Source organism: Aliidiomarina soli, assembly GCF_003986975.1.
Classification (GTDB): domain Bacteria; phylum Pseudomonadota; class Gammaproteobacteria; order Enterobacterales; family Alteromonadaceae; genus Aliidiomarina; species Aliidiomarina soli.
Genome location: NZ_PIPO01000005.1, coordinates 277,778 through 304,209, shown reverse-complemented (window position 1 = coordinate 304,209; position 26,432 = coordinate 277,778). Strand labels below are relative to the sequence as shown.

Below are 26,432 nucleotides of genomic sequence, written 5' to 3'. Positions count from 1 at the left end.
AATTTATAAACATCATTCATCAGACTTATAGCGCGAAAAACGAAGCTGGCTGGGGTATGGAAAGATATCGGCAACTTCGCCCTGCCGAATACTACTCTGGAGCGACTGCCAATACTCGGCCTCAAGTAAATCGGGATGTAGCTCGGTGAATATCGCCCGCAGCTTAGGTTTGGCAAAAACATAGGTTGCCAGTTGCTGTGGAAACACATCGTGTGGGCCAACCGAAACTGATTCACTATCCATTAGCAGGTCCTGTTGATCTTTCGCTTTTGGCATGGCACGGAAGTTCATGCTCGTCAGGTACTGAACTTCGTCGTAATCATAAAACACCACCCGGCGCCCGCGGGTAACACCAAAGTTTTTCAACAACATATCACCGGGAAAGATATTCGCCGCCAGCATATCTTTCAGTGCCCGCCCGTAATCATCAAGAATAGCGCGGGTTTCCTCCTCATCCGCATACTCAAGATAGATATTCAGCGGCGTCAGGCGTTTCTCGATATATAAATGGCGAATGATCAGGGTGTCCCCTTCTATTTTCATCGACTCGCCAATACTCGACTCCAGTTCTGCCAGCAGATCAGCAGAGATCCGGTTAAGCGGCAATGCCACATCAGAATACTCGATGGTATCTGCCATCCGCCCGACCCGGTCATGGCGCTTCACCAGCTGATATCGCTCAACCACAGTGTCACGCCCGAACTCTTTGGTGCTGCCAAAGCGGTCACGAATAACTTTGAAAACATAAGGGAAGGAAGGCAAGGTAAACACCATCATCACCAGGCCTCGAATACCCGGAGCCGCTACCATCTGATCGTCACTGCGCTGCAGGTGAAGCAGCAGTTCACGGTAGAACTCGGTTTTACCCTGCTTGTGCAGGCCAATGGCGGAATACAAATCGGCTTTGCTTTTGCGTGGTAACAGGCTCTGTAAAAAGCACACCAAGGCCGAAGGCGCCTGCGCCCGGACCATAAAATAAGCCCGTGCAAAACTGAAGATAACGCCCAAATGTTGCGGGTCCGTCAGTAAAGCATCGACCAGCAGATGCCCGTCATTGCCGCGAAGCACAGGCACAATGAACGGGTAAGAACGTTCTGTGGTGACAATCCGGCCAATCACATAGGCCGCTTTGTTGCGATAGAAGGGGTGCTTAAGCACATCCAGGCGCAGCTGGTGTGCCTGCAGGTTATGTTGCCGCGTCTGCTCGCTGAAGGCGCGGCGTAATCGTTCTACATCATCTTTCAGATCAGCAAAGGGCGCCGCAAAACCAATGTCCTGAATAATTTGCAGCAGTGTCTCAGGCACCCCATGTTCGACTGGAAAATAGGAACGATACTCGGCCTCGACGGGGACCGGAATGCGCCCCTCAATCGTCGTTTCAACAAAGATAAACTGATTGTGAAAATAGCGGCGGTGGAACAACTTACAAAACACTGAATTAAAAAAGGTTTCCGCTAATTCGGCCTGCGGATGAAAGCTCAACAGCCCGGTATAGTCCTGTTTCACCTGTTGCCACAGTTCACTGTCAGGCGATCCGCTCGGCAACTGGGCGGTCAGTTCCTCGACACATTCAGCCACCCGCTCGTCATAATAGGAAATACGTTCACGCGACAAATGCTGCAAACCCAGCCAGTCGCCCTGTTGGAAACGCTGACCCGCATCATCAGTCAGCTCGCCGAAGATCCGGTAGTGGCGTTGAAACCCTTGTAAAATCAAACGGGCAATGCGGTTTGCCTGAGCCATGTCAGCCTCTTTTTGTGATTGTTTTTTAGCGCTTGCTAAGGCACCCTATAATTCACTTTGCTTATGTAACTTAGCATTTAACATTAAAGAAGTTTATTGTATCTATGAACCAGTTTCGTCATATTGATCTCAATCTGCTGGTCTATCTGGACGCATTATTACGCGAGCGTAATGTGACCCGCGCGGCTGAGCAGCTCAACATTACTCAGCCAGCTATGAGCAACGGTTTGAAGCGGTTGCGCACGCTGCTTAACGACCCTATTCTGGTGCGCACCAGCGAAGGCATGATGCCGACTGAGCGAGCCCTGGAAATGCAGTCTCAGGTGCGGCAAATTCTATATAGTGTGGAAGAGGTAATTCAGCCGTCGCGCACCTTTGTCGCCGCTGAAAGTGAACGTGTGTTCCGCATTATGATTTCAGACTATGCCGCTTCGACGTTGATGGCGCCGCTGCTGGGTGCCTTACGTGAACAGGCACCGCAGGTCACTATTGACCTGATGACACCCAGTGACGTCAGCTTTCATGACGTCGAAAACGGCAAGGTCGACATCGCCGTGAATCGCTTTGACGAGCTACCGCAATCGTTCCACCAAAAACTATTATGGAAGGATGATTTCGCCTGTCTGCTGCATAAAGAGCATCCGCTGATCAACAACTACACCCTCGAAGAGTACCTCAACGCACGCCACTCTTGGGTTAGTAAAACAGGGTTTGGGGTCGGCATCGGGATGGACCCGAACGACGTGCAAAAGCTGGGCTGGGTGGATGAAGCGCTTAATCGCTTGGGCCATCAACGCCGGATCAAAGTGTTTACCCGTAACTACCATGTTGCCATGTATCTGGCCAAGGAAGGGCTCATCGCCACTTTGCCGCGCAAAGCGGCGATGCTATACGAAGACAGTCCTGACCTGGTGTTGCGCGAACCACCCTTTGCGATCCCGGAAATTGAATTAAAAATGATCTGGAGCCCGCTGTTGCAACATGACGACGGCCATCGCTGGTTCCGCCAACTGGTCGCTGAAGTCGCCGCACGCTGCTAAGGGAGCCGCGGCTCCCCAGCATGTCCACCTGACTTTCTATACCGTAAAGCGTGCCGCCAGCCCGCGCAGGCTATCCGCCACTCTGCCCAGCTCGGCACTGGCCTCTGTCATCTTCGCCGACCCTTCCGCTGAACGCGTCGACATATCATTGATGCCATTAATATTGGTCTGGATTTCCTGGGTCACACTAGCCAGTTCTTCAGACGCGGTGGCAACCTGATCGTTAATATCCGTCATCTCACCCATGGAACTGCGGATAACATCCAGCGCCGTACTGGCCTGGGCTGACTTATCCAGGGTTTGCACCACCTGTGCCTGTGAACTGGTCATTACGTTCACCGCACTTTGGGTTTCCTGTTGCAGACCCTGAATAATACTCTGGATATTTAGGGTCGAGTCCTGGGTTTTCTGCGCCAAAGAACGCACTTCATCCGCCACAACGGCAAACCCGCGCCCCTGTTCACCAGCTCGGGCCGCTTCAATTGCCGCGTTGAGCGCAAGTAAGTTGGTTTGCTCAGCAATGTTTTCGATCACTTCCAGGACGGTGCCAATTTCATGACTCTTCGCTTCGACGCCTTGCACCACACTGGCGGCGCGCTCGACTTCATCAGCAACCTGTTGAATCGCCTGGGCCGTTTCTTTAAAGGCCTGCTCGGCCTCATCGGTACGGCTTTGCACCTGTTGCGTGGTTTCAAAGGCTTTTGCAGCATTATCCGCGATTCCCTGAACCGTCGACACCACTTGCGAAATCGCGGTCACGGTTTGCTCAATCGCCTGTTCCTGTTCCTGAATCAGATCATTCGCATCGCCGGCAATGGCCGTGGTGTTATCCGCCGACCGACTCAGCGACCTGCTCGCTTCGGAGATCTCAGCCAGCAAGTCACGCAGTTTGTCTGCCATCACCAGCATAGCGCGCAGCACGCCTCGCTCATCACCCTGCGCCTCAACCCGTAAATCACCCTCTGCAATTTGCGTCGCAATTTCCTGCATTTGTGAAGGCTCACCGCCAAGTGGCCGCGTCACTGCATGGGTGACCCAAATGCCTAGTACAATAGCGAGAATAAAGGCAATCACTACAATGGTAAGAATAATCCAGAATGCCTGGTTCACCGTTTCGCGAGCATCCGTCGCAGCCGATGAGTTGAGGGAATCCGCCGCACTCTCGACGTCATCGAGAGCAAAATTAACGGCATCAACTTCGTTTACCATATCGTCGAGCGACAGGCGCACGGTCTCTGCAATTTGCAGCTGCTCTTCGTATAAATCGAACAGCAATCCCTCGGCGAACGCCAGTCGCTGCCACTCCTGCAGTAATTCTTCCACTTCAACCGCTGCAGCACGTAAGTCAGCATCATCGCTTGCCATCACCGTTTCGAGTGGAAACTCGAAAATCATAAACACCTGTTCCAGTTCTTCACGTAAAGGTCTTGCTGCCCGTACATGGGACTGACTCAGAAGGTCACGGGTCAGATACTGCACCTCCATCACCAGGCTTTGCAGGTTGACTGCGGCCGAGGTTAACTCAACGTCTTGTAGCAGTTGCTCTGCCTGATAAGAAATATCCCCCAGCTCGCCTGTCAGAAATGCTGCCGTGCGGTCAAACTCATTTAAACGTCGCGCCACGTCCGCCTCGACCGCTATCAGTTGCTGTTGCTGAGCAAACACCACCATCGCTTCCTGTTCAAAGGCCTCGCGTGCGGTCTGCGCATCTTCAAGCGATGCCTGCAGTGCCTCGTCAGTAACCAGCTCGCTAAGGCGCCGGTAACTGGTAGCAAAAACCTCGCTGGCAATCTCGAAATCCTGTTGCAGCTCACCCAATTCGCTAATTGAGTGAGTGGTCAGCGCGCGACCTACCAACGCGTTGGCTGAATACATCGCATTCTTTAGCTGAGCCGCGGTGGTTACTGTCGGTGTTGTGGTATCGCTGACGTAGACCAGGTTTTGTTCTACGTCGTCCATGAAATGGAGACCCGCCAGACCCACCGCGGCGACCAGGATAGCGACCGCAATAAAGCCTGCTATGATCCGCGCTGAAATCTTTTTCATTAACTGTTGAAGTCCCTGCATGACATCCCCTGGTTTTTATTGTTTTTAGGTTTATTTTTTTGCTTGTAAGCGAGTCGCAATGCTGCATTTTTTCCTACGCTACCCGCTGAATGCACTTTTTGTAAAGGCTAGTATATCGAATGCTTTTATCAGATGTTAGCGACAATTAACTGAATAAAACCGCAAACAAACCGCCTTTTGCGCTGCATCAAGCGCACCACCCCTGCGCTATTTTTGTTGCACTGGCTGCACCATTGAGTATGCTAAACAAATGCCTACCTATCAGGAATTAATCAGTCGATGACCTTGCTTAATCATCTGGATGATAAGCTGCTCTATGTATCACAGTCCGCTACCATCGACAGTGGCGACCTTGATGCTGCCGGCGAGTTACTGCTGAGCAGCCTGGCGGGCGGGCTGCAAATCGAGAGGGTGAGCATTTGGTTTTTTAACCGCAAGGGCACTGCCCTAACCGTCAAACTGGCACTCCACCACGGTCAGTTTAGCCAGAACGGAGCCTTTGAGATCACTCGCCAGGCGTTTCCCCGCTACTTTGCCGCGTTACACAGTGAACGCGCTATTATTGCTGACGATGCCCACCATCACCCGGCCACTCTGGAATTCAGCGACGACTACCTGCAAGCGGAAGGGATCAGTTCTATGCTGGATGCCCCCATTCGTCACCGTGGTGAAATGGTCGGTATTGTCTGTGCTGAGCACACCGGTGATGGCCGCCAGTGGACCGCCCCCGAGGTGCGCTTTGTTGCCGCTCACGCCGACCTCTACGGCCGGGCCTTGTCTGCCTGCGAACGTAACCTTTACGAGCGTCAGCTCATTCAACAGAATGCGGCCCTTGAACAACAGGTGCAGGAACGCACTGCCAAGTTGCTGGAAGCGGAAAAAATGGCGGCCCTGGGTAAACTGGTTGCGGGTGTGGCCCACGAGGTCAACACCCCCCTTGGCGTGGCAGTCACCGCTATTAGTCACTGTGAAGAAATGCGCGGCCGGCTGCAGCGTTCGTTCGACGACAAAGCGCTCACCCATACCCAGCTTAATGACTACCTTAGCGACACAGCCCAAGCATACGACTTGCTAAGCAACAATCTGCGCCGGGCCAGTAGCTTAGTGCAGAATTTTAAACGTACCGCAGTGGACCAGTCGCACTTTGAACTCTCGACCTTCTTGCTAGGCCCCTACCTACATACCATTGTGGCCAGTCTGCGCCCGTTGTTAAAACGTTATGCGCCGCAGGTGGTCATTGACTGCCCGAATGATTTAGAAGTGACGACCTACCCTGGTGCGCTGGCGCAAATTTTCACCAACCTGATTACCAACACCTGTGAGCATGCGTTCGCAGAATCCGGCCAGCTTCGCTCACCACGTATAGATATCCACTGTGAGCATGATGAACAGGTGCTTTACTGCATTTACCGGGATAATGGGAAAGGCATGTCCGGCAGTAACTTAGAACACGCCTTTGAACCGTTTTTTACTACCAACCGCACCGGGGGTGGATCTGGGCTCGGTCTGTCGATCGTGTTCAATCTGGTCCATCAGCAGTTAGGGGGCGAACTGGCGTTAAGCAGTCAGCCCGGTCAAGGGCTCACCGTTAGCATGCAGTTGCCGCTCAACTACCGTCGTGTCGCCGGTGAAAAAGCATCACATTCAGCATGAGTTAGTCCTCCGGCGTACCAGTTTCTGTGTCTGCGTTCATGTCTACATCAGTGTTTACATTAACGCCTGCCATTCGATTAATCATCTTTAGTACTGCTTCAATTTGCAGGCCATCCAGCGTGGCGTAGTCGGCACCTGTATATCCCCACCAGTCCCAGCAACCCTGTGGGTTCATTGGCTCCGTCGTAGACGGCCGCACCTGAGGGTACAGAATAACCAGCCGGTTGCTGTCTGCCCATCGGTTGAGCCCTGACTCACGGGCAAAACGGTCACCCACCGCGGCGCTATGCTGGTTGCAGCCATGGAAGCTAATATGCAGGCTGCACGCTTGCCCTTGCGCGCATTCCTCAGGGACATACAAATAGCCTTCATCGGCCAGGCTGTCGGCGAAACGGCCGCCAGCCATGTGCTGGTTAAAGGTCACCAGCGCACGCTCGCCGGAACCCGGTTCATGTAAGTAGCCATACAAGGCCGCCAGTAACTCGCCAGCCGCGTCGTAGTTGCAATTGCCGAGGTACGGGGACTCGCTGCCCGCACAATCGCCGCCACTGGTTAGTGTCGGCCACAGATGGCCAGTTTCGGCACGGGTTATCTGCTCGATATTCGCTGGCTCAACAAACTGCTGGTAGACGTCCTGGGCGCGGTTGAATATCGCGTCGCCGACAGTTTGATCGCGTTGCCCGCGAAACAGCCAGACCTGATCCTGGCGCAAATTTGCCAGTGGCTGGATCGTGCGTTGGTCAGCACGCTGTCGTATAAGGGCCAGCAATTGCTCGCTGTCCGGCGGGTTAGTGCCATTCCCCATGCACTGAGTTAACGCAGTCGCCAGACTGCCCTGAGCGCAGTCATAGGGGCCGCCTGCTAATAGTGCGGCGCCGCGCACCCGTTCGCTATGAGCAAAATGAAACTGCTGCGCCATATAGGCACCGGACGACAAGCCGGAAACGGTTACCCGAAACGGGTCGATATTCAGCCTCGGCAAGCCTGATTCATCAACTTGAGGAGGCTCGTCCTGCCCGCTACACCCACTCAACACAACGCCACATAACAGCGCCACCAGGATAGATTTTTTCATCATGGCACCTCAGCCAAACGTACCGCTTTGCGCACGACTTCGCGTAATTCTTTGTCGTCCCAAGGCTTGGTTAAGAATTTATAGATTTGTCCCTGATTAATCGCCGCGGTGACCGACTCCAGATCCATATAGCCAGACAACACAATGCGCACAATACCCGGGTACATTGACTTAACATGGTTAAGCAGCTCGGTTCCGTTCATATGGCGCATCCGCTGATCAGAAATTATCACCTGAACCTGGTGTTGAGCCAACAATTCGAATGCCTCATCAGCGGTTTCCGCCGTCAGTACGTGATACCCGTCACGGCGTAACAGACGGTTCAGAGAACGCAGTACATTCGGCTCATCATCCACCAGCAACAGTGTCGGCCGCTTTTCATCGTCTTCCGGCTCTGTCAGCCCCTCATGTAACTCCAGAAACTGAGCGACTTCCTCCAGAGGCATCGGCCGTGCGCGGTAGTAACCCTGCATTTCATCGCACAACGCGCGACGTAAAAAGCTGTACTGTGCCTTGGTCTCGATGCCTTCAGCAACCACCTTCATATTAAGGTGATGCGCCATCGACACAATACCCTGAATGATCGCCGCGTCACCTTTATTGTGCGCAAGATCAGCAATAAAACTGCGGTCAATTTTAAGGGTGTCTATGGGCAGCCGTTTGAGGTAATTAAGGCTTGAAAAGCCAGTGCCAAAATCATCCAATGACAGATGCACACCAAGTTCCTTCAGCGCCAGCATTTTGCGCACCGTAGTTTCAGGGTCTTTTAGCAGCACTGATTCAGTCACTTCAATATCAAGGTACTGTGCATCCAACTGACATTCGGTCAGCAGTTCGGCCAGGCGCTCGACAAAGTGTTCACGAAGAAAATGCAATGGGGAGATATTGACCGACACACTAGGCAAATCAGGGTCTGCTAAAACCAGCCGTTTAAAGTCCGCGGCCGCCCGGCGAATGACCCATTCGCTAAAGGGTACGATTAAACCAGTCTTTTCTGCTACCGGAATAAATTCGTTAGGAGAGACCTCCCCCAGCACCGGGTGAGTCCAGCGCGCCAGCGCTTCCACACCGGTACACTGGCCGCTGCGTAAATCAAACTTCGGCTGGTAGACCAGGCTAAACTGATCGGTTTCGATCGCCTTCGAAAGTTGATTGCGAATATTAATAAACTGCGCCACTGAGGCGTTAAGGTCACCGCTGTACCACTGGAAGTTATTACGCCCGCGTTGTTTCGCCTGGTACATCGCCAAATCCGCCTGCTGGATCAGGACCATTGGGTCTTCCACCTCGTCGGAGCTCAGGGTCACCCCGATAGACGCCGACAGCTGCACGTCCATGCCGCTGACGTTCATAGGTTCGGCTACCTGAGCCAGAATACGTTCGAGTATAATCACTACATCGGTGGCGTTCGCCAGATCGGATAACACTATCGCGAATTCATCGCCTTCAACCCGTGCCAGGGTGTCGCCGGGTCGGATCAGGGCTTGCAGCCGCTTCGCTACTTTCTGCAATAAACGGTCGCCGAAATGATGGCCAAAGTGGTCGTTGATCGGTTTAAAGCCATCCAGATCCAGGTACACCACCGCCAGTTCCCGTTTATAACGCTGACTCAGGCGTACGCTTTGTTCCAGACGTTCTTCCAGCAGCGCCCGGTTAGGCAGGCCAGTTAAAGGGTCATGGCTGGTGTAATGATCCAGCTCTGCGCTTAAGTTCGCCTCGCGGGTCGCGTCACGGGACACCCCCATATAAAATACCAGCGAATCCTCTGCATCAAGCAAAGGCACCAGGGTTAATTCATTCCAGAACGCCTCGCCGTCTTTGCGGTAATTACGTAAAACCGCCTGCACCGACTGCCCGTTATGCAACGCTCGTCGAACCCGGGTGACCTCCTCGGTCGCAGTATCCGGCCCCTGCAGAAAACGGCAGTTTCTACCCCGGGCCTCGTCACTGGTGTAACCGGTTAACGCCTCAAAGGCGGGATTGGTATAGACAATGGGCATGTCCGCTACCTTTGCGTCGGCGATAATGACACTCACCGGCATGGCGTCAAGCGCGCCTACCATACTGGCGATCGGCAACTGCGGGCGTTGCGTCATGAGTCCTGGCTACCGCTCGTCTCAGCGGATTCAGAGGCTTCATCGTCCGGCGTCACATGCTCATCACTGGAGACATCGATATGCACCTGATAATGTTCACGTCGGGTACGCTCAAACACCATCAGCTTTTCAATCATGCCCGGTGTCAGTACGCTGCCGGCATTGAGCAACAAAAACCCACTGTCGGTCAGCAAGTTGCTCTTCACCAACATGCCGGCTTTTAACTGGTTCAGACGACAGGAAATAACACCATCCGGTAAGGGTTCCAGATCCGGCGCTTTATCATGCACCAGAGCAATAAAACGCGCTGTCATATCCGGGTCATAGACACGGTCAGCAAAAATCCCCAGGTTCTCCAGTGCATCATCCCGGTTCATTAGACGGTCCAGGATCATGCCCCGTTGCAGCTCAATAAAGTCTACCGCAAGCTTTAATAAACGTGACTCTTCAGGGATGTTGCGTCCTTCCAGTTGCCCCGGAAAGCCGCGACCGTCCCAGCGCTCCTGGTGATGCCGGATAATAATAGCGGCCCGCTGCAATGGCTCCAGCGACATCAATAAGCTTTCTCCCAGTTCCGGATAGGTTCGGAATTTGTCCCGGTCACGGCCCCGAAAGGTATCACTGGGCGTCATCAGGTGTTCGTCACTCCAGGTAACCTTACCCAGATTATATAAAGCCGCCGCCATGGTCATATCGTTGATCCGGGCGGCATCCCAACCAGACTCTTCAGCATAGGCTTTGACCAAAGCGCTGACCTTGCCGTTGGTCTGACGAGACTTCGGCAGCCGCTGGTTAATCAATGCAGCGAAGACCTCTGTCGAATTCATGTAACTCTTTTCCAGCTTTTTATACGCTTTGTCGCGTAACTGGATGGCTTTACGCAGGGCATTGGTGCGTTTAGTAACGCTAAGTTCCAATTGCTGGTTAAGGTCACGCAGCTTGCGGTTGCGTGCCTGGATCAACTTAGTCAACCGGCTCCGTTCGCGCTCAGCGTAGGCCAGGCGGGCAGCCTGGCGCAGCACGCCGCGCACTTCATCATCATTCCACGGCTTCTGAATAAAGCGATATAGATGCCCCTGATTAATACTTTTAATCAGGCTTTCCATTTCCGGATAGCCAGTCAGCAGGATGCGAATACAGCGCGGCCAGCGCTTCTGCACCAGGGTTAGCAGTTCGCTACCATCCATTTCCGGCATCCTTGAATCGGACACCAGAATATCGATTTCTTCAGATTCCATTAGCGCCAGCGCGTCTTTGCCACTCCCGGCCGTATGGATCTGCATGCTTTCGTTGCGAAGCAGGCGCTGAAGTGAGCTCAACACATTGCTTTCATCATCTACTAACAAGACTCGAATCGTCGTTGTCGCCATGGTCTTTCCTGTTCCTTTCGTTTTCGGATTAAGCCTCGGTTTGGGCTTGTTGAATGCCAGCAACCGGCAATACCACGGTAAAACAAGTTCCCTGCCCTACTTTGCTGTCGACCCGAAGGGTTCCACCATGCTTTTTGACAATGTTATAGGTCAGAGCGAGACCCAACCCGGTGCCTTCGCCAACCGGTTTCGAGGTATAAAAGGGCTCGAAGATCCGCGGCATCTGCTCATCACTGATACCGCTTCCATCATCGCGGATGGAGATTTCTACAGTATCACCTGCGACCACTGTCTCCACATAAATATTGCCGAACTTTTCAATCGCCTGCGCCGCATTGACCAACAGGTTCATAAACACCTGATTAATTTGCCCCAGATTGCAGCACACATCAGGTATATCGGCTAACGAGGTATGAACTTCAGCTTTATACTTAAGCTCGTTCCAGGCCACGCTGATGGTGGTTTCAACGGCTTTATTAATATTCGCCCGCTGCATTTCACACTCGTCCTGGCGAGAGAAGTCTTTGAGTGCGGTAATAATATGTTTTACCCGTTCAATGCCTTCTTCCGATTCCCGCAGCAGCGCGCTGACATCGGTGCGAATGAAATCGTAATCGAGGGTCTTTTTCAGCCGTTTCAGTTCGTCTACCGAGTCAACATGGTCAATCGCCTCGATAATCTGGCGCAGGTCATCGACGTATTCAGCCATGGTCTGCAGATTCGAATAAACATAGCCAATCGGGTTATTAATCTCATGAGCCACCCCTGCTGCCAGTTGGCCAATCGCCGCCATTTTCTCGGTCTGCACAAAGTTGCTATTCACGTCTTCTAATTTACGAATCAGTTCAGCCTGCTGCGACTGCCGGGCCAGTAACGACGCTTGCTCACGGGTCAGCGCCTGGGCCGACTCGCGAACCTCATTGCGCTGCGCAATCAGACTACGCTCCATATTAATCCGGGTTTCATAAGGCGTGAGGGTCAGGTGAATAACATCAGACTGTTGTTTAGCACTCAACAGCAATGAAACCGGTTCGCCGTTTTGCTGCTGCAATCGCATGCTGTATTGTTCGGCGGGCTTTCCGCTATCCAGTGCAGGCTGCACCATGTTATGCCATGCCAGCCAGTTGGCTTTATTCATCAGGTTACTGAATGACACTCCGATAAGCTCGTCGTTGCCATACCCTAGTAACGTCAGACACGCCTCGTTGACCGCTACAATGCAGTTGCTGCTATCCATCACCAGATACGGTGCTGGTACCTGTTCGACCCAGTTAAACTCAGCATCCATTAGTGTGCATCCTCTTGCTCTGCCTGTCGTTGCCCTTCCTGTAACGGAACCCGAAGCAACAGTACGCCGCCAGCGAGAAAGAATCCAATCACCATCAGCAATGCTGACTGGCGGCTGAAGATATCAGCTACAATCCCGAAGCTTGCCGCCATTAACATGGCCAGCCGGTTAAACACGCCCCACCAGCCAAACGCACTGCCACCTAAGCGGGCTGAGGTTAACTGCCCCACCAGCGAGCGGCTAGAGGACTGAATCGCACCAATTCCGGTGCCTGCCAATAAGGCCACGCCCATAAAGAGGTGGGCCACGTCGATACCGGACCAGGCGACCAGTGTCGGCAGCATATACATTGCCACAATGGCCACCAGCCAGATTGCAATCACCGCAAAAAGGGTCGGCCGGGCCCCTATCCGGTGTTCGACAAAACCAAACGCCAACGCACCGCCCATCGCACTAAACTGAGTCGCCAGAAACACGCCGACCAGATCCGCCTGAGTCAGGCCCAATTCACCAGTACTGTAGATACCAATAAACTTAATGACCGTCTGCACCCCGGCCATATAAAACACAAATGCCATAAAGAAGCGCCATAAAATAGGCTGGTTTTGACGCAACAACTGAATATTCAGGCTCGAGCGCCAACTCAGTCGCTGGTGCTTGGCCAGTACCGGCCGACGACGGTCTTTAAGCAAAATAAAGGTCGGCAATGCAAAGAGGACAAAATAAACCGAAATCGCAAACATCGACCACTGGTTCTGGCTGATATACAGCTCAGGTTGCTGCTCCGGGTTGGCCGTAACCAACACTATGGTCACCAAGACCATGCTGATTAAGCCACCAATGTAGCCCACACCCCAGCCGATCCCGGAAATCAGGCCCATCTGACTGCGCTTAGCAATATCAGGTAAAAACGAGGAAATAATGGCCTCGCCCAGCATCCAGGCGGTGTTGGTGACCAATATCAGCGCAACCCCTAACCAGACATCACCGGGTGAAACCCAAATCAGGGCAGAGGTAAAGGCGGCACAGACCAGGGTCGACCAGGCCAGCAAACGTTTCTTGCTCGCCCCTTCGTCGATACGCTGACCGATCCAGGGTGACAGCAACATAGCCAGGATGGTCGAACCAATCAGAGCCATCGACCAGTAGCCATCCTGCCAGCGGTAGCTGTCCGGAACGATGTACGTGACGAAAAACGCAGAGTAAATGAACGAAATTACGACCGTGGTGTAGGCTTGATTGGCAACGTCATACATCGCCCAAGCAAAAATCTCACGTTTCGGTGCCAGCGTTGCCATAGGGCTCCTGTGAACTCAGATTATGGGCGAGGTACTGCCGCGTTTAAGATTTTCCGCAGCAAGGTGACCACCTCCGCCGGATGACTTAACTGAGGATAATGCCCTTGCGCGTCCAGGGTGTAAAGCTCGCATTTCTGCATGGTACCGACGAGGTAATCACTCACTGCGGGCGGCACAATCGCATCATCCGCCGCCTGCATGACACTCACCGAGCAGGCAAGTTCAGCGTATTCAGCACGATAGTCCGAATACAGAATGGCACGAGCAAAGTTGAGCATAATATCGGGTCGCGCCTGTTGAAAACTGCGTACCAGGCGCTCAGCCAGCTCTGGTCGCTGCTCATTCTTCATCGCCGTGGCCGCCATTACATTGGCCCACTGAAAATAGTTTTCTTCCATCAGTTCCAGCAACGCATCAATGTCGCTGCGCTCAAAGCCCCCTTGATACGTGCCGTCATTTATATAACGGGGAGAAGGACTTACCATCAGTAAATGGCGGAAGGTTCCCGGCGCCGCTTGTTCAGCAAGAACGCCGATGCTGCCACTTGCCGAGTGAGAAAGCAGGTAGGGCTGGTCCAGGTTCAGGCATTCAACCACATCAAGCAGGTCATCAGCATAGCCGCGCAGTGTTTTATACTTCGCCTCGTTATACTGACTCAGATCAGACTCACCAGCACCAACGTAATCAAACAACACAAGACGGTAGTCCGCCGACAACAGGGGCACCACTTTGTGCCAGATCCGCTGGTCACAGCCAAGCCCATGAGCAAGCACTATGGTCTGCGAGCCGGTTCCTAGTACAACCACATTATTACGCCGCATAATGTTGCGTGAGCCACCTGTCACTGACAAACGGACCTCCTTAAGAATTATCTCAAATGTAGAGTTTGCAATGAGAGCGTTAACAATATGTTAACTAAGCGGAGAGTTCAACTTCGACAATACGATTGTGGTTAATGACAATTCGCCAGCGCTGAATAACGACACTGCCGTCGCCTTCAACGTCGCGCGCGACCAGATTAAGAACATAGCGTTTTTCCACCTGATCCTCGATAATTTCTTGATTATCCAGGCGAAATACAATGTGGGTACTTGGGTTCATGACCCGCATAATGAGGTCGAGATCTAAAATAATGCTTTCCCGTGTCTGCGCATAACCACTGAGAAATCGTGTTGGCAGCATTTTTGAGTCATTACGGTAATGCAGAATCGACTCACCACGCTGCGGGGTATTGCCCTGGCGCGCGGTGCGAATATCTTCCGGTAAATCGTCAAAACTCTGGTAGTCGATCCATTCCAGTGAACGTCCAATGGTCTGCTCAGAATTGACATCAAGATAGGTATGGCGCCATTTCGGTCGCCCTTTGCGCAGCCACAGCCATAGTTTCTGGCGGATATCATCACGGAAAAATTCACGCACCCCGTATAAAAATGCGGCGATAACCAAAAACATCGCGGTGATATCACCCACCAGCAAACGGCTTTCCAGCAGCAGAAATGAAACAAAGGTCATCACCACCGCCGCCACCGCTGCTTTCAGCCAGCGCTGCTCGCCGACACCTAGCTCCTGGGTCCGGCGCTTAAAGGTAACCGGGTACTCTATCAAGCGGCGCAGCAAACGCATCTTATTCGACATCCGGGTGGAGTCATCATTAACCGCTTTGCTGTTGTATTCCTGCTCTTCACGGTGCTTGTGTTCGCGCCGTGCGACTTTGATCAGCAAGTCTTTTAAATCCTGCTGATCGTCGGCAAAAGGCATCCGTGCAGCGAGCAACAAAAACTGCTGTTCAGTCTGCCACGAGAGGTAATTATCAATATTGACATGGTAGCGCGAGAGCGACTCGTCTTTTGGCACATTGCGCCGCAAGCGCCGTAAAATAGTAGCGCTCAGTTCGAGCAACTCACCTATTTCATCACGCTTAACCTCACTGTTGGCCAGCAATGCCCGCGCCGCACTTTCCAGCGCATTGGTATACTGGTACGCATAAAGGCTGACACTGAGACGGTATTTCGGATCTGCGCGGTCCTGCTGGCCGCGGCTGCGGCTAATCAGGCGGCTTTGCACCAAAGGCGAGAGCTGCGCGCTACTGGAATAGGTACGGCGCACATAAATACCCTGCAGGTAAAATTCCTGCTCAGGAATCAGCTGCGAATCAACGTTTAATTCACCCGGAATAAACAGGTACAGATCGAGCCGGTGTTCAGCCTTGTCACCCAGCTCGCGGGTCAGTCTTACACTCTGTTCGTCGTAACGTGCGAGGTGAATCACAGATTCAGGCTACTCCCTTAGTGGTTAGATGAATCGGACGTGCTGTCCTTGTCATGTGCGTGTAAAAAGTTCTCAACTGACTGACCTGTCAGCTTTTTCATTTGGTAAAACAAATAAAATATAGCAGCAAACATAACCAGCATGGTGGGTAACGCAATGACCGGGAAACTCAGCGCGGTCATCCGCCCAAGTTCCTCGTTAAAGGCAGTGGTGCCAGCCGGGCTTACTACAATCCAGCGCGCCAGAATATAATTGAGAGTCGCTGAAAGAAAAAACGCGCCCGCGACCAGGTAGGTTGACACACGCAGCACCCGTTCAAATGCAGGTCGGTTACCCCGTTCCTCGACAGCCTGCTCAAAACGCGCCACATTGATTACCTGGTCATTCATCAGTAACTTTTTAATCAATGGGAAACGGGTAAAATGACTGACCAACACCGCCACCCCGATTACGCCCGGCACCGCCGCTTCTTTAATCGCGATATATTGTGGATCCAGCTCCAGTAAACTGATCCCACCGGTTAAAATAACACTGACCACACCTAGCACCGAGAAACCATTCACTTTGTGGCTGCGCTTCAGGTCATACAAGCCATAGCCAATCGGGAATGCCAGTGCTACAACCACACCCAGTGCCGGCCCCAGATACTCGGGCGAACTGAGCTTCATCAGAATAATGACTGGAATAAGAATATTAAACAGCAGGTTAGAAAAGAAGCCAGCCTGCTTGGGCTGAGTCTGTGTCATGAACAAATAGGCCTGTGGTTAGGTCGTCGGTTAGGTCCGCGTAATAGCTCCCAGTATATGCCTACAGCCCATAATAAAAAAGGCCTGCCGTCATATAACGGCAGGCCTTGCAGGCTGTTTACACAGTTTTTTGCTTAAACTTTAAAATTGCCAACCAGTTCACTCAGATTAACCGCCAAACGGGCCAGTTCCTGACTCGATGCGGACGTCTGGTTCGCACCTGATGCAGTCTGGCTCGACAGGTCCTGAATTGCGACCAGGTTCTTATCGACATCTTTCGCCACCTGAGCCTGCTCTTCAGCCGCACTGGCAATTGAAGCATTGCGTTCAGAGATCTGCGAGACCGCCACCGCAATCGTTTGCAGTGCTTCGCCAGCGGCTTTCGCCACGTCCTGGGTGTGGGTTGCCTGCTCGGTACTGACCTGCATCCCTTTCACTGCATCACCACTGGATTTCTGTACCGCAGAGACCATAGTCTCAATTTCCTTGGTCGATTCCTGAGTACGGTGCGCCAGCGCGCGTACTTCATCGGCGACGACCGCGAAACCACGACCGGATTCACCGGCACGGGCGGCTTCAATCGCGGCATTCAGTGCCAGCAGATTGGTCTGCTCAGCAATACCACCGATGACATCCAACACTGAGGTAATGTCTTTCACCTTGCTGGCCAGCGTTTCTATGTCCGCCGAGGATGCTTTCAGTTCAGCAACCAGGCTTTCGATATTGGACACCGTAGTATTAACCTGCTCGCGACCAAACTGGGCCCGCTCGTCAGCGTTAATAGACTCTTCCGCGGCTGCCTGAGCATTGCGTGCCACTTCTTCAACCGCTGCGGTTAACTCGTTAACCGCCGTCGCCGCTTGTTCAAGCTGTTCGCTTTGCTGATGCAAGCCACGGGTCGAGTCCTCGGTTACTGAGTTCAGTTCTTCAGAGGTTGAGGCCAGTTGCTGCGACGAATCTGCAATCAGTGCAATTGAATCGCGCAGGTTGCTTTGCATCCGTTGCAAGGCGTCCGTCAGGCGAGTCGCTTCGTCATTGCCGTTGCTATCAATCTGACGAGTCAGATCGCCATCAGCGATGGTCTGCGCATGGCTCACTGCATCACGTAGCGGACGCACAATACTGCGGGTGAAGATAGTCGCCAGAATTGCCACCAGGGCGATCGCAGCGACAATCAACACAACCACCAGTATCTGCACTTGCTGCGCTATATTGCTGGCCTGGGCGTCTGCGGTGTCTACCAGACGCTGCTGCCAGGCTACCATCGCTTCCAGTTGGCTACGCATCTCAGCCACAATCGGGTCCAGCTGCTGGTTGCGGGCACGAATACCCTGTTCCACGCCCTGGTCCCGGGCAATATTGATCACGTCGACATGGGCTTGCCAGTAACTCTGTTCCAGGTCCTCATAGTCCTGCAACAGGGCCCGGCCACCCTCAGTTGTCATATAGGTACGTAACGTCTTCTTAAAGTCGTCCTGTATGCGGCGGGATTGTTGCAGCTCTTGCTGGTACTGACGACGAAAATCCTCGGTCGTGGCAGCGATAGCATTCATGGTATACACACGAGTACGCAAAAATTCACGATTAATATCTTGCACCTGCATCATCGCCGGTACAGCGACCTCGGTAATGTCCTCTTTTTCCCTTTCCATCTGTGACTGCCCCACCAGGGCCACAACCCCAAGCACAATCACCAAAAGCCCCATCACTGCAAAAAACAGTGCAGAGCGCACCCCAATATTTATAGTTCTTATCATTTAAAGTTCCTTGTGGGTACTCATCCTAGACCCGTTGTGTTGTAACCAGGCTGGCAAATGCTTCCTGGGTCAGCGGCTTACTAAAGTAGAAGCCTTGGAATGCACGGCAATTTCGGCGCAGTAAAGCCTGTTGTTGTTGTTTGCTTTCCACGCCTTCGGCAATCACCTGCATACGCAGCTTATCGGCCAGGCCGATAATAGCTTCAATGATTATCCACTCGCGTGAGCTATCTCCTTGGTTCGCCTTACTTATAAAACTCTGGTCAATCTTCACTTCGTCAAAAGGTAAGGTCGCTAAGTACGACAATGACGAATACCCAGTACCGAAATCATCCATCGAAAAGCGGACCCCATGCGCTTTCAAGGCCAGCATTCGCTTGACCGCTTCCTCGATATCTTCAAGGATCAGACTTTCGGTTAATTCGAGGACCAGATGGTTTGCAACCGGGCCAATTTTAGCCACCTGCTGTAACACCGATTCGACAAAATCCGGCTGATAGAACTGGCGAGCGCTGACATTCACAGACAGTGTCAGCTCTGCCAGGTCAGCCGACTGTTGCCACTGAGCAAGTAACTCACATGCCTGAGTAATCACCCACTGGCCAATCGGCACGATCAAACCGGTTTCTTCAGCCAACGGAATAAACTCGCCCGGCGAAATAGCACCAAAGTCAGGGTGTTGCCAGCGTAACAACGCCTCGGCCCCGGCAATCTGATTATTGGCATTAACCTGTGGCTGCAAATGCAGACTCAGTTGATCATCCGGATGATTAACTAAACTACGTAACGCCTGTTCAAGCTGGTAACGGTGTTCTAAGCCTGATTGCATAGCAGGATCGAATAAGCGCCACTGGTTGCCCCCTGCACTTTTCGCTTCATGCATTGCAATATCGGCGCGTTTTAATATCTCAGCCGCATCAACCTTGTGATGGCGGAACATGCAAATACCCATGCTTAACGCACATTCAAAACGATGCCCCTCAAGATCAAACTCTCCATTCAGGGTATTGAGAAGCTCAGTCGCCAGCTGCTTTGCGTGTGGTACACAAGCGTGATAACTGTCTGCCAGTTTAGCCTCGACCACCACAAATTCGTCACTGCTGAGGCGTCCGACCAAAGCACTTTCACTCGACGCTTTTCGTAACCTGGCGCCGATCTGGCGCAACAAGCTGTCGCCCGCACTATGGCCTTGCGAGTCATTGAGCCGTTTAAAACTGTCTACATCGATAAAAATGACAACCCCGCACCAGCCTTCGCGTTGGGCTTCGGCCATTTTTTGCTCGAGCTGGCGATAGATAAGCCGGCGGTTTGGCAACTCAGTCAGGGCATCGTAGAACGCTAGCTGATAGATCATTTCGTCATGCTTTTTACGCTCGGTAATGTCGGTTATCACGCCACTCCAGATAACGGCACCATCCGCGTCAGGCAAGGGTGCTGCGCTGCCCAGCAGCCAGCGCTCGGCGCCGTCAGTTCGGCGGATAACCCGATACTCCGATTGCCAAGGCTGCATGGTCCGCGCTGATTCTTCGATCCCCTGATAAACCAACGACAAATCATCGGGATGTATGATCTGCTCCAGTATCAGCGCATCGTTACGTATCTCCTCCGGAGTCACACCATAAATATCGCGCACGGCATCGCTGGTGTACGGGAAACTCATTTGAGCGCTGGCATCTAACCTGAATTCGTAGACCATACCGGGTACTCGTTCAGCAATGGTACGGAAGCGGTCTTCCAAAGCTCTCGCTTCGGCTTCCGCTGCTTTCTGACCCAGTTCGACATGCAGTAAACGAAAGCGCATCACCACCGCCAGGGATGAAATCAGCACAATAAACACCGCCACTGCCACCGCGATGGTAACCAGCGCACTATTGTCGAGCATGGCTACAGCAGGCCGCTGGTAGGCCTCACTTAGCGGCATAAAGATCGTCGCGTGCATGGCTACATAATGCATACTGGTGATCGCCAGCCCCATAAAAACAGAGGCCAGCAGGTTTAACAGCAGTGGATGCTTAAGCATCGACGACAGCAGTGGGCGCACGGACAATGACAGCGTCGCCAGGACGATGGCAACCAGAATGGACAACACAAACATAAGCGGTTGGTACAGGCGCTCGGCAGGCAATATCATCGCGCTCATGCCGATATAATGCATCAGCCCGATGCCCGCCCCCATCAGAACCCCGCCGACCAGCACATCGCGGATCTGCAGTGTCGGCTTACTAATCACGGTTAACGTAACGTAACCCGCCAGTACAGCTGGCACCACCGACAGCGCAGTACGTCCGGTATGGTAGTTAACATCCAAAGGCAATTGATAAGACAGCATGCCGGTAAAGTGCATCGCCCAGACCCCGGCACCCATTGCCACCGCACCAAGCAAAGTCCAGGAGACACGACTATTGGTCAGTTCACGACGACGGATTAGCTGAACGTGGTTAAAACTGGCAAAGGACGCCAGCATGGCAATCAGAATAGAGAACGCAACCAGCCAGGTCACATGCTCGGCCGCGTAGGCCTGGGTTAAATCTGTCTGAGCCTGGGTAAAGGTAACAACCTGCACGCATAGTCCTTAGGTTAATTTGTCGCGACGCCACATCAGTGTACCTTCTGCGCCGCAGTACACACAAATAACCTCAGCAGTGGCAGACTCCCCCGCGATGTACTATCTATTCAGGTAGAACGCTATGCAGTACCGCAGGCCGCTTAACCGAGGCTTATTTTTTATCTAAACAATCCAAACCGATTGTTACCGGCACTAGCTTATGCAAAAAACATCGTTTCGTCGCGCTAACGTATCCCCGGCCAAACTCACGCGCTGGCAGCTAGTGGTGGGGGTAATTCTTGTTGTAGCGGTTATTACTCTGGCATTCAGTGTTTCCAGCCAGCAATGGCAGGCTTTACTGCAGAACCTGCTTACTCACCAGGGTTGGGCGGCCAGCCTGACACTCATCGGGATCTATAGTCTGGCCGTTATCGTTTTGCTGCCGCTGTCTCCCTTTGCGGTCACTGCAGGTCTACTGTTTGGTTTCTGGCAAGGCGCGCTGATTGCGCTTATCGCCATCAATACCGGCGCTTTACTCAGTTTTTTAATCAGCCGTCATTTGTTAGGCCACTCGCTGCGTCATTTGCTACCTGATTTGCTACGGAAAGGGCTACGCCGTGGTCGCTCCCGCACGTCATTCCGGGCGGCCTCCATGCGCCTTCTGACCAGTAACAACGTCAAGGTTATCACCTTATTACGGATGAACCCGCTGGTGCCCTTTAGCCTGCATAATTACCTGTACGGCGCCGCCAGAACCGACCTGCGGCGTTATGTGTGGGGGACCTTGTTCGGTAGCGCCCCTTTTACCCTGGTCATGGTGTACTTCGGGGTGACAGGGCGTGTTCTCTATACAGCCGAAGCCTCGTTCGGGCCCTGGCAATACACCATGGTCGGGCTCGGGATCGTCTTCTTACTTGGTTTGCTGGCATTAACCAACTATGCCAGATCCGCCGGTCATTTAAGTGACTCTGATGATTCAAAGGACTCCCGTGATGTGGGCGACTAAGGAACAGCAATGAAAATACTATTTCTCACTTCGCAGTTAGGCTTTGGTCATATTCGTGCCGCCAACGCGGTGGAGCAAGCGTTGCAGGATCATTTCCCAAGCGTACGCTGTGAGTATCTGGACTTATGGTCGCTGATGGATGAGAAAGTCGCCGCTGCGGTAAAAGGCAGTTACCTTCGAATGACCCAGGACTACCCGGACTATTATCAAAAACTTTATGATCTGGATAAAAGTGTGTGGCAACAGCTCAGCGGCGAAACCCCGTTAGACGAAGGCATTAAACAGTTCGTCGCCGACCAGCAGTTGCACTGGTTTCCCCGCCAGACCCGCTGGCTGCCTATGAGCCAACATAATCTGGATAGTGCGCTATTAACCAGTTATTTCCGTTTGCTGCTTAACCAGGATGAGCGAAGCACCTATTCAATCATACTGCGCAGCTTATTATTGCTAATACGCACGGTGCTGTTACACCGCATGAAAGAACAGATAGAAAAGATCGCGCCTGACGTTGTCGTGGCCACCCAAATGTACCCGGCTGCGCTGTTTTCGCGACTGAAACAAAAACAACAGTTCAGCGATATCCCCTCACTGGGCATAGTGACCGATTACGGCCTGCAAAAAGTGTGGGTAAAACCAACCACAGATGACTATTGCGTACCCTCACAGGGCGTTGCCGATCAATTACTGGCGTGGGGCGTACCAGCGGGCAGTATCCATGAAACAGGAATTCCCCTGCACCGGCAATTCAATAACCCGCCGCCTCAAAGCGAGGCACGGGCAACATTGAAACTGGATCCGCGCAAACCAACGGTGCTGGTGACCGGCGGTCAGTACGGAATTGGTCTGCTGCCAACCGTCGACTACCTGTGTAAAGCGGCAAATGAATGGCAAATACTGGTCACTGTCGGCAATGCCAGCAGTGACCAATCCGCTTTGCAACGTTTACAGCAAGCCTGCCCCACTCAGCTGATCCTCTTCGATTGGGTCGACGATATGGCGCAGCTGATTGCTGCCGCCGATGTGGTGATCGGTAAACCCGGCGGTTTATCGGTCAGCGAGGCGCTGGCTTGTGGCCGGCCCTTTTTCGCCACCTGCTCACTGGGAGGCCAGGAAGCCCATAATGTCGAATTTTTAAGGCAGCAAGGCGTCGGCGATAAACTATTTCCCACGCAACTGGCCGCTCGGCTAAAGCAGCTATTTGCCGAGCCTGAAACACTCGCTGCAATGCAGGAGCGTGCCTATCTCACAGGCCACCGCAATGCTGCAGAGCAGGTAGCGATGCGAGTTATCGAGCGCCTGCCGGCTTCGTGCAGCCCAATGGCTGAGCCTAAAATTGCCCAGTAATTAGTTTCTCACTGACTTATTGCTCAGTAACTAGTTGCCCAATAATTAGTTGCCCAATAAACCAAGGATTAAGATCATGTTCAGATTATATGCCTGGCGACTTTTGAACACCTGTTACCTGTGCTACGACAGAGCTTACCGTCGCTGGCATAAACTAGAGCCGGTTGACGATTTTTTGCAGGTGAAAAAACAGCTTTACCAGGGCGAGCCTCAGGTCTTCCGCGATGGTACCCAGGTCACGGCAGGTGACGCGATCCTGGTGCTGCATTTTAACAACGACTTTATGGCGCAGTTACACGACCGCACTAAACAAACATCGTCTCGTCGCGTGGCCTGGTTTTTTGGTAAAGCGCTAATAAGTTCAATGGCGCGGCTGCATGAGAGCCTGCAGGTGCAGTGTGCCCAACAAGAAATAAAAGCCATCACCGGTGTGACCTGGTTTAAAACCCACGGCGACAAAGTGGGCTTTGAAAGCCACCCATTGCCGGAAGGCTGGCGGCGGTGGCTATTGCACTGGCACTTCCGGCTGTTGCTGTTAGCCCTTTTTCCACAGTTGCAGGCACACCAAAACCGTCAGCTTATACCCCATAGGTTCTGGCTAACCCCGGCACAACTGCGTGATACCGTCGAAGGAAAAAGCTCCTATGTGGCCCAACGGCTTTCTTAATATCACCAGCCGGGGGCGTCGGTCTAAACCGCAGGTTTATCTGACCTTCGATGACGGCCCGGACCCACGGTTTACGCCAGCGATACTGGATACGCTCGCGCAACATCAAATCAAAGCCAGTTTCTTCGTGCTCGGCGAAGCCTGTGCCGCCCATCCGGCGCTGGTACGCCAGATAGCAGAGGCCGGGCACGATATTGGTATCCACAGTTACTCCCACGCCCACCCCTGGCGGTTACCCGAAGCACAAGCCCGTGAAGAAATGCGCCGCTGCTACCATACCCTGGCCGACATAACCGGAAGCCCTCCCCGCTTGTTCCGCCCCGCTTACGGGCGCATTCGACCCGCCACCCTACAGCAAGCCAGTGCATTGCAGTTGCGTACGGTGTTGTGGAGCTGCAGCGTGATCGACTGGGGCGCATGGGGAACCTTAAGCGGAGTGAGCCGACGCCTCGCTGCTGTGAAGCCGGGGGATATTGTATTAATGCACGACGCCCGACCGGATGCCAACCGACCACAGGTTACCCAGACCGCATTGCAGAATTTTTTGCTCACTGACAAAGCCGCCAGCCTGGATTTTTGTGGGCTTTCGCAGCTGTTAACAAAGCCCGACTGAATCTAATGAGCAGATCAAACTGTTTAGTTTGACCAGAATAGTGGAGCCAGCCACGCATAGAGCCCCCAATGCACTGCATAGGAAACCAAAAATCCACATCGCAGACGAAGCATCAGCCATGGGGCCAGCACGCCCAGCAGCGTGGCGCCGACAGTTAGCCTGAAGATGATAACCGGTTCGGGATAGATAAAGACCAATAGTAGGTGGGTGCCGCCGAACAGTAACCCGACCAGGGCTGCAACTTTGGTATCGGAGAGTTGACGGGACTTCAATTCAATCGTGATTGCCGCGATCAGTAGCTGCTGTAAAAGAATCTCTGCCGATTTAGGAAGGAAATAGGCCGACGTCATTTCGAAAGGGTGCGGCGGCCCGTCAACAGAGCCCCATGGCAAACCGGGTAGGCTCGGGATGCCAATGGCCGCAATGCTAAAGAGCACGACCGCCAGCAAACCTGCTGGTACGAGATAGCGACGCATCATCTCGGCGGTGAGCCAGCAGAAATGTGAGCGCCGGAAGACAAGAAAAGCTATTGCCACCCAGCCAGTATAGAAGGCGGCATAGAAGACCGGTGCGTCATTAAGGCCGTCCTCTACGCCGAGAGGCTCTAATAACCAATAATAGCCCAGGGTCGCCACCGTCCAGATAGCTAACGCCACGGCAAAAGTTTGCAGCATGTGTCTCGCAGTGCGAGCAGTTGCTATAGCGATGCGCATCGTTACCCCCTCCGATCAATTCTCAACCATCCCCGGTGAAGCGGCGGGCGAAGCTTGAGACGCCGCGGTCTTACTCTGCCAGTCACCGAACATCTCGACATAGCTTTTGCCCGAAACGTCCTCTCCCTGATACATTCCGGAAAAGGCTGCGGTGGCCTCATAGCGCCCATCTCCGTGGATAACAATCTCCTGATGACGATTGCCCGTCACATCGACCGTTAAATAAGCGTCCAATGCCGGAATGCGAACCTGCCAGCGAGTCGGATAGGTATTGCCGCTTTCAGCGCTGGTCCAGCTCTCGCTCGCGCCCGCCGCGAGCGGTTCGACCTCCGCCACGACATGGGTGCCGTCCGGATACATCACCGTTGCCCAGGCGTAACTGTCAGTCGACGGACTCACCGCATCCCAAATTGCCATCACATCACCGTTCGGGAGGTTGAAACTTATCCAGCTCCAATTCGTGTCAGGCTGTGGCGTGACCGGCCCCACTGACGATCAAGCCAGGTCTGCCCCGAAACCTCATAGGTATCCCCTTCCAGGGTCAAAGTACCTGTCGTGTTCAGCTTGGGCAAAGCGAACTCGTGGTTGATGTGGCCAAACAAGGGAAAAGCACCAGTGCCGCCATAACTCATTACCGGCCCCTCGGCCTCTAATACAAGTTCCAGTGAGCTCCACGGAATTTCGAACGAGATTGTCATCTTCTCGGCATTTCCGCTCCAAGTGAGACCCGGTGCTCTGATATTCAGCCCGTCATCGCTCCACTCAAGGTCTTTCTCAGCAACCTGAACGACTTCGTATCGATAGAAGTCCGTTGACTCGTCCGTAATGGAATAGACGATCTTGCGCCCCGGTCCGTTCGGGATCGATACGACATGCAACAGGATGCCTATATCGTGGCCGCCTGCGTTCAAGCGGCTGGTGATATAGACAGAGTCAGCCCAGCCTAACTCCAGTCCGGGTGCCTGGGCAGCCAAATCTGTGGCGGGGTCGATCAGCCTGGGAAAGCTGTTGGCGATGGCTGCAGTACCGATGCTTGCGACCAGCATGGTCGCAGCGAATTTCAATGCCGTTTTCTTCAACATAGCGTTCTCCTAAAAATGGGAACCCTGCCCATTAAGTTCGCAATACGAACCTAATATTGAT

Annotated in this window: 21 protein-coding genes; 6 read left to right on the top strand and 15 right to left on the bottom strand. The window is 53.1% G+C overall.

Going from position 1 to position 26,432, the window contains the following annotated elements:
- Positions 1–12 precede the first annotated feature (12 nt).
- Positions 13–1,743 (bottom strand): bifunctional isocitrate dehydrogenase kinase/phosphatase, encoded by a 1,731-nt coding sequence (aceK, locus tag CWE14_RS12250; RefSeq protein WP_126799635.1) that lies wholly within the window; start codon positions 1,741–1,743, stop codon positions 13–15.
- A gap of 104 nt (positions 1,744–1,847) precedes the next feature.
- On the opposite strand from aceK, the gene CWE14_RS12245 reads away from it, so the two are divergent.
- Entirely contained in the window at positions 1,848–2,783 is a 936-nt protein-coding gene (locus CWE14_RS12245; RefSeq protein ID WP_126799634.1) for a LysR family transcriptional regulator, read from the top strand.
- Positions 2,784–2,819: 36 nt separating this feature from the next.
- On the opposite strand, the gene CWE14_RS12240 is transcribed toward CWE14_RS12245, so the two are convergent.
- Positions 2,820–4,850, bottom strand: a complete 2,031-nt coding sequence (locus tag CWE14_RS12240; protein WP_126799633.1) for a methyl-accepting chemotaxis protein — start codon at positions 4,848–4,850, stop codon at positions 2,820–2,822.
- 279 nt (positions 4,851–5,129) lie between these two features.
- On the opposite strand from CWE14_RS12240, the gene CWE14_RS12235 reads away from it, so the two are divergent.
- On the top strand, positions 5,130–6,503 hold the full coding sequence (locus tag CWE14_RS12235; RefSeq protein WP_241972400.1) for a sensor histidine kinase: 1,374 nt from the start codon (positions 5,130–5,132) through the stop codon (positions 6,501–6,503).
- 1 nt (position 6,504) lies between these two features.
- Here CWE14_RS12235 and CWE14_RS12230 read toward each other — a convergent pair whose 3' ends face one another.
- From CWE14_RS12230 to CWE14_RS12185, 10 genes are all read right to left on the bottom strand, one after another.
- Positions 6,505–7,578, bottom strand: a complete 1,074-nt coding sequence (locus tag CWE14_RS12230; RefSeq protein WP_198676593.1) for an extracellular catalytic domain type 2 short-chain-length polyhydroxyalkanoate depolymerase — start codon at positions 7,576–7,578, stop codon at positions 6,505–6,507.
- A complete protein-coding gene (locus CWE14_RS12225; protein WP_126799631.1) occupies positions 7,578–9,674 on the bottom strand; it encodes an EAL domain-containing protein in 2,097 nt (698 codons plus the stop codon). Before CWE14_RS12225 ends, CWE14_RS12230 begins: the two co-directional genes overlap by 1 nt.
- Positions 9,671–11,044 (bottom strand): response regulator c-di-GMP phosphodiesterase, NosR family, encoded by a 1,374-nt coding sequence (nosR, locus tag CWE14_RS12220; RefSeq protein ID WP_126799630.1) that lies wholly within the window; start codon positions 11,042–11,044, stop codon positions 9,671–9,673. Before nosR ends, CWE14_RS12225 begins: the two co-directional genes overlap by 4 nt.
- Positions 11,045–11,072: 28 nt before the next feature.
- Complete coding sequence (locus CWE14_RS12215) at positions 11,073–12,332, bottom strand: sensor histidine kinase (protein ID WP_126799629.1); 1,260 nt, start codon at positions 12,330–12,332, stop codon at positions 11,073–11,075.
- Positions 12,332–13,630: an MFS transporter gene (locus CWE14_RS12210; protein WP_126799628.1), complete on the bottom strand. Its 1,299-nt coding sequence runs from the start codon at positions 13,628–13,630 to the stop codon at positions 12,332–12,334. Before CWE14_RS12210 ends, CWE14_RS12215 begins: the two co-directional genes overlap by 1 nt.
- A 20-nt stretch (positions 13,631–13,650) precedes the next feature.
- Positions 13,651–14,475, bottom strand: a complete 825-nt coding sequence (locus tag CWE14_RS12205) for an alpha/beta fold hydrolase (RefSeq protein WP_241972403.1) — start codon at positions 14,473–14,475, stop codon at positions 13,651–13,653.
- A gap of 70 nt (positions 14,476–14,545) precedes the next feature.
- Positions 14,546–15,898: a hypothetical protein gene (locus CWE14_RS12200; protein ID WP_126799626.1), complete on the bottom strand. Its 1,353-nt coding sequence runs from the start codon at positions 15,896–15,898 to the stop codon at positions 14,546–14,548.
- Positions 15,899–15,915: 17 nt separating this feature from the next.
- On the bottom strand, positions 15,916–16,644 hold the full coding sequence (locus CWE14_RS12195) for a VC0807 family protein (protein ID WP_126799625.1): 729 nt from the start codon (positions 16,642–16,644) through the stop codon (positions 15,916–15,918).
- Between the two features lie 134 nt (positions 16,645–16,778).
- Positions 16,779–18,401: a methyl-accepting chemotaxis protein gene (locus tag CWE14_RS12190; protein WP_126799624.1), complete on the bottom strand. Its 1,623-nt coding sequence runs from the start codon at positions 18,399–18,401 to the stop codon at positions 16,779–16,781.
- A gap of 25 nt (positions 18,402–18,426) precedes the next feature.
- Positions 18,427–20,964 carry a bifunctional diguanylate cyclase/phosphodiesterase gene (locus CWE14_RS12185; protein ID WP_126799623.1) on the bottom strand — a complete coding sequence of 846 codons (2,538 nt, stop codon included), beginning with the start codon at positions 20,962–20,964 and terminating at the stop codon, positions 18,427–18,429.
- Between the two features lie 202 nt (positions 20,965–21,166).
- Here CWE14_RS12185 and CWE14_RS12180 point away from each other — a divergent pair, with 202 nt between their 5' ends.
- The 4 genes from CWE14_RS12180 (at position 21,167) to CWE14_RS12165 (ending at position 24,576) form a co-directional block, all read left to right on the top strand.
- Positions 21,167–21,952: a TVP38/TMEM64 family protein gene (locus tag CWE14_RS12180; protein ID WP_126799622.1), complete on the top strand. Its 786-nt coding sequence runs from the start codon at positions 21,167–21,169 to the stop codon at positions 21,950–21,952.
- 9 nt (positions 21,953–21,961) lie between these two features.
- The gene (locus CWE14_RS12175) at positions 21,962–23,296 is read left to right on the top strand and encodes an MGDG synthase family glycosyltransferase (RefSeq protein ID WP_126799621.1); all 1,335 of its coding nucleotides are present in this window, start codon (positions 21,962–21,964) and stop codon (positions 23,294–23,296) included.
- Between the two features lie 76 nt (positions 23,297–23,372).
- Positions 23,373–23,963, top strand: a complete 591-nt coding sequence (locus tag CWE14_RS12170) for a YkoP family protein (protein ID WP_126799620.1) — start codon at positions 23,373–23,375, stop codon at positions 23,961–23,963.
- Complete coding sequence (locus tag CWE14_RS12165) at positions 23,941–24,576, top strand: polysaccharide deacetylase family protein (protein WP_126799619.1); 636 nt, start codon at positions 23,941–23,943, stop codon at positions 24,574–24,576. The genes CWE14_RS12170 and CWE14_RS12165 overlap by 23 nt, the downstream gene beginning before the upstream one ends.
- Positions 24,577–24,599: 23 nt before the next feature.
- Here CWE14_RS12165 and CWE14_RS12160 read toward each other — a convergent pair whose 3' ends face one another.
- The 3 genes from CWE14_RS12160 to CWE14_RS12150 are packed head-to-tail and all read right to left on the bottom strand — an operon-like array spanning position 24,600 to position 26,371.
- Positions 24,600–25,289: a hypothetical protein gene (locus CWE14_RS12160; protein WP_126799618.1), complete on the bottom strand. Its 690-nt coding sequence runs from the start codon at positions 25,287–25,289 to the stop codon at positions 24,600–24,602.
- A gap of 15 nt (positions 25,290–25,304) precedes the next feature.
- Positions 25,305–25,706 carry a lipocalin family protein gene (locus tag CWE14_RS12155; protein WP_126799617.1) on the bottom strand — a complete coding sequence of 134 codons (402 nt, stop codon included), beginning with the start codon at positions 25,704–25,706 and terminating at the stop codon, positions 25,305–25,307.
- Positions 25,707–25,732: 26 nt separating this feature from the next.
- Positions 25,733–26,371, bottom strand: coding sequence for a lipocalin-like domain-containing protein (locus CWE14_RS12150; protein ID WP_126799616.1), 639 nt, complete (start codon positions 26,369–26,371; stop codon positions 25,733–25,735).
- Positions 26,372–26,432 lie beyond the last annotated feature (61 nt).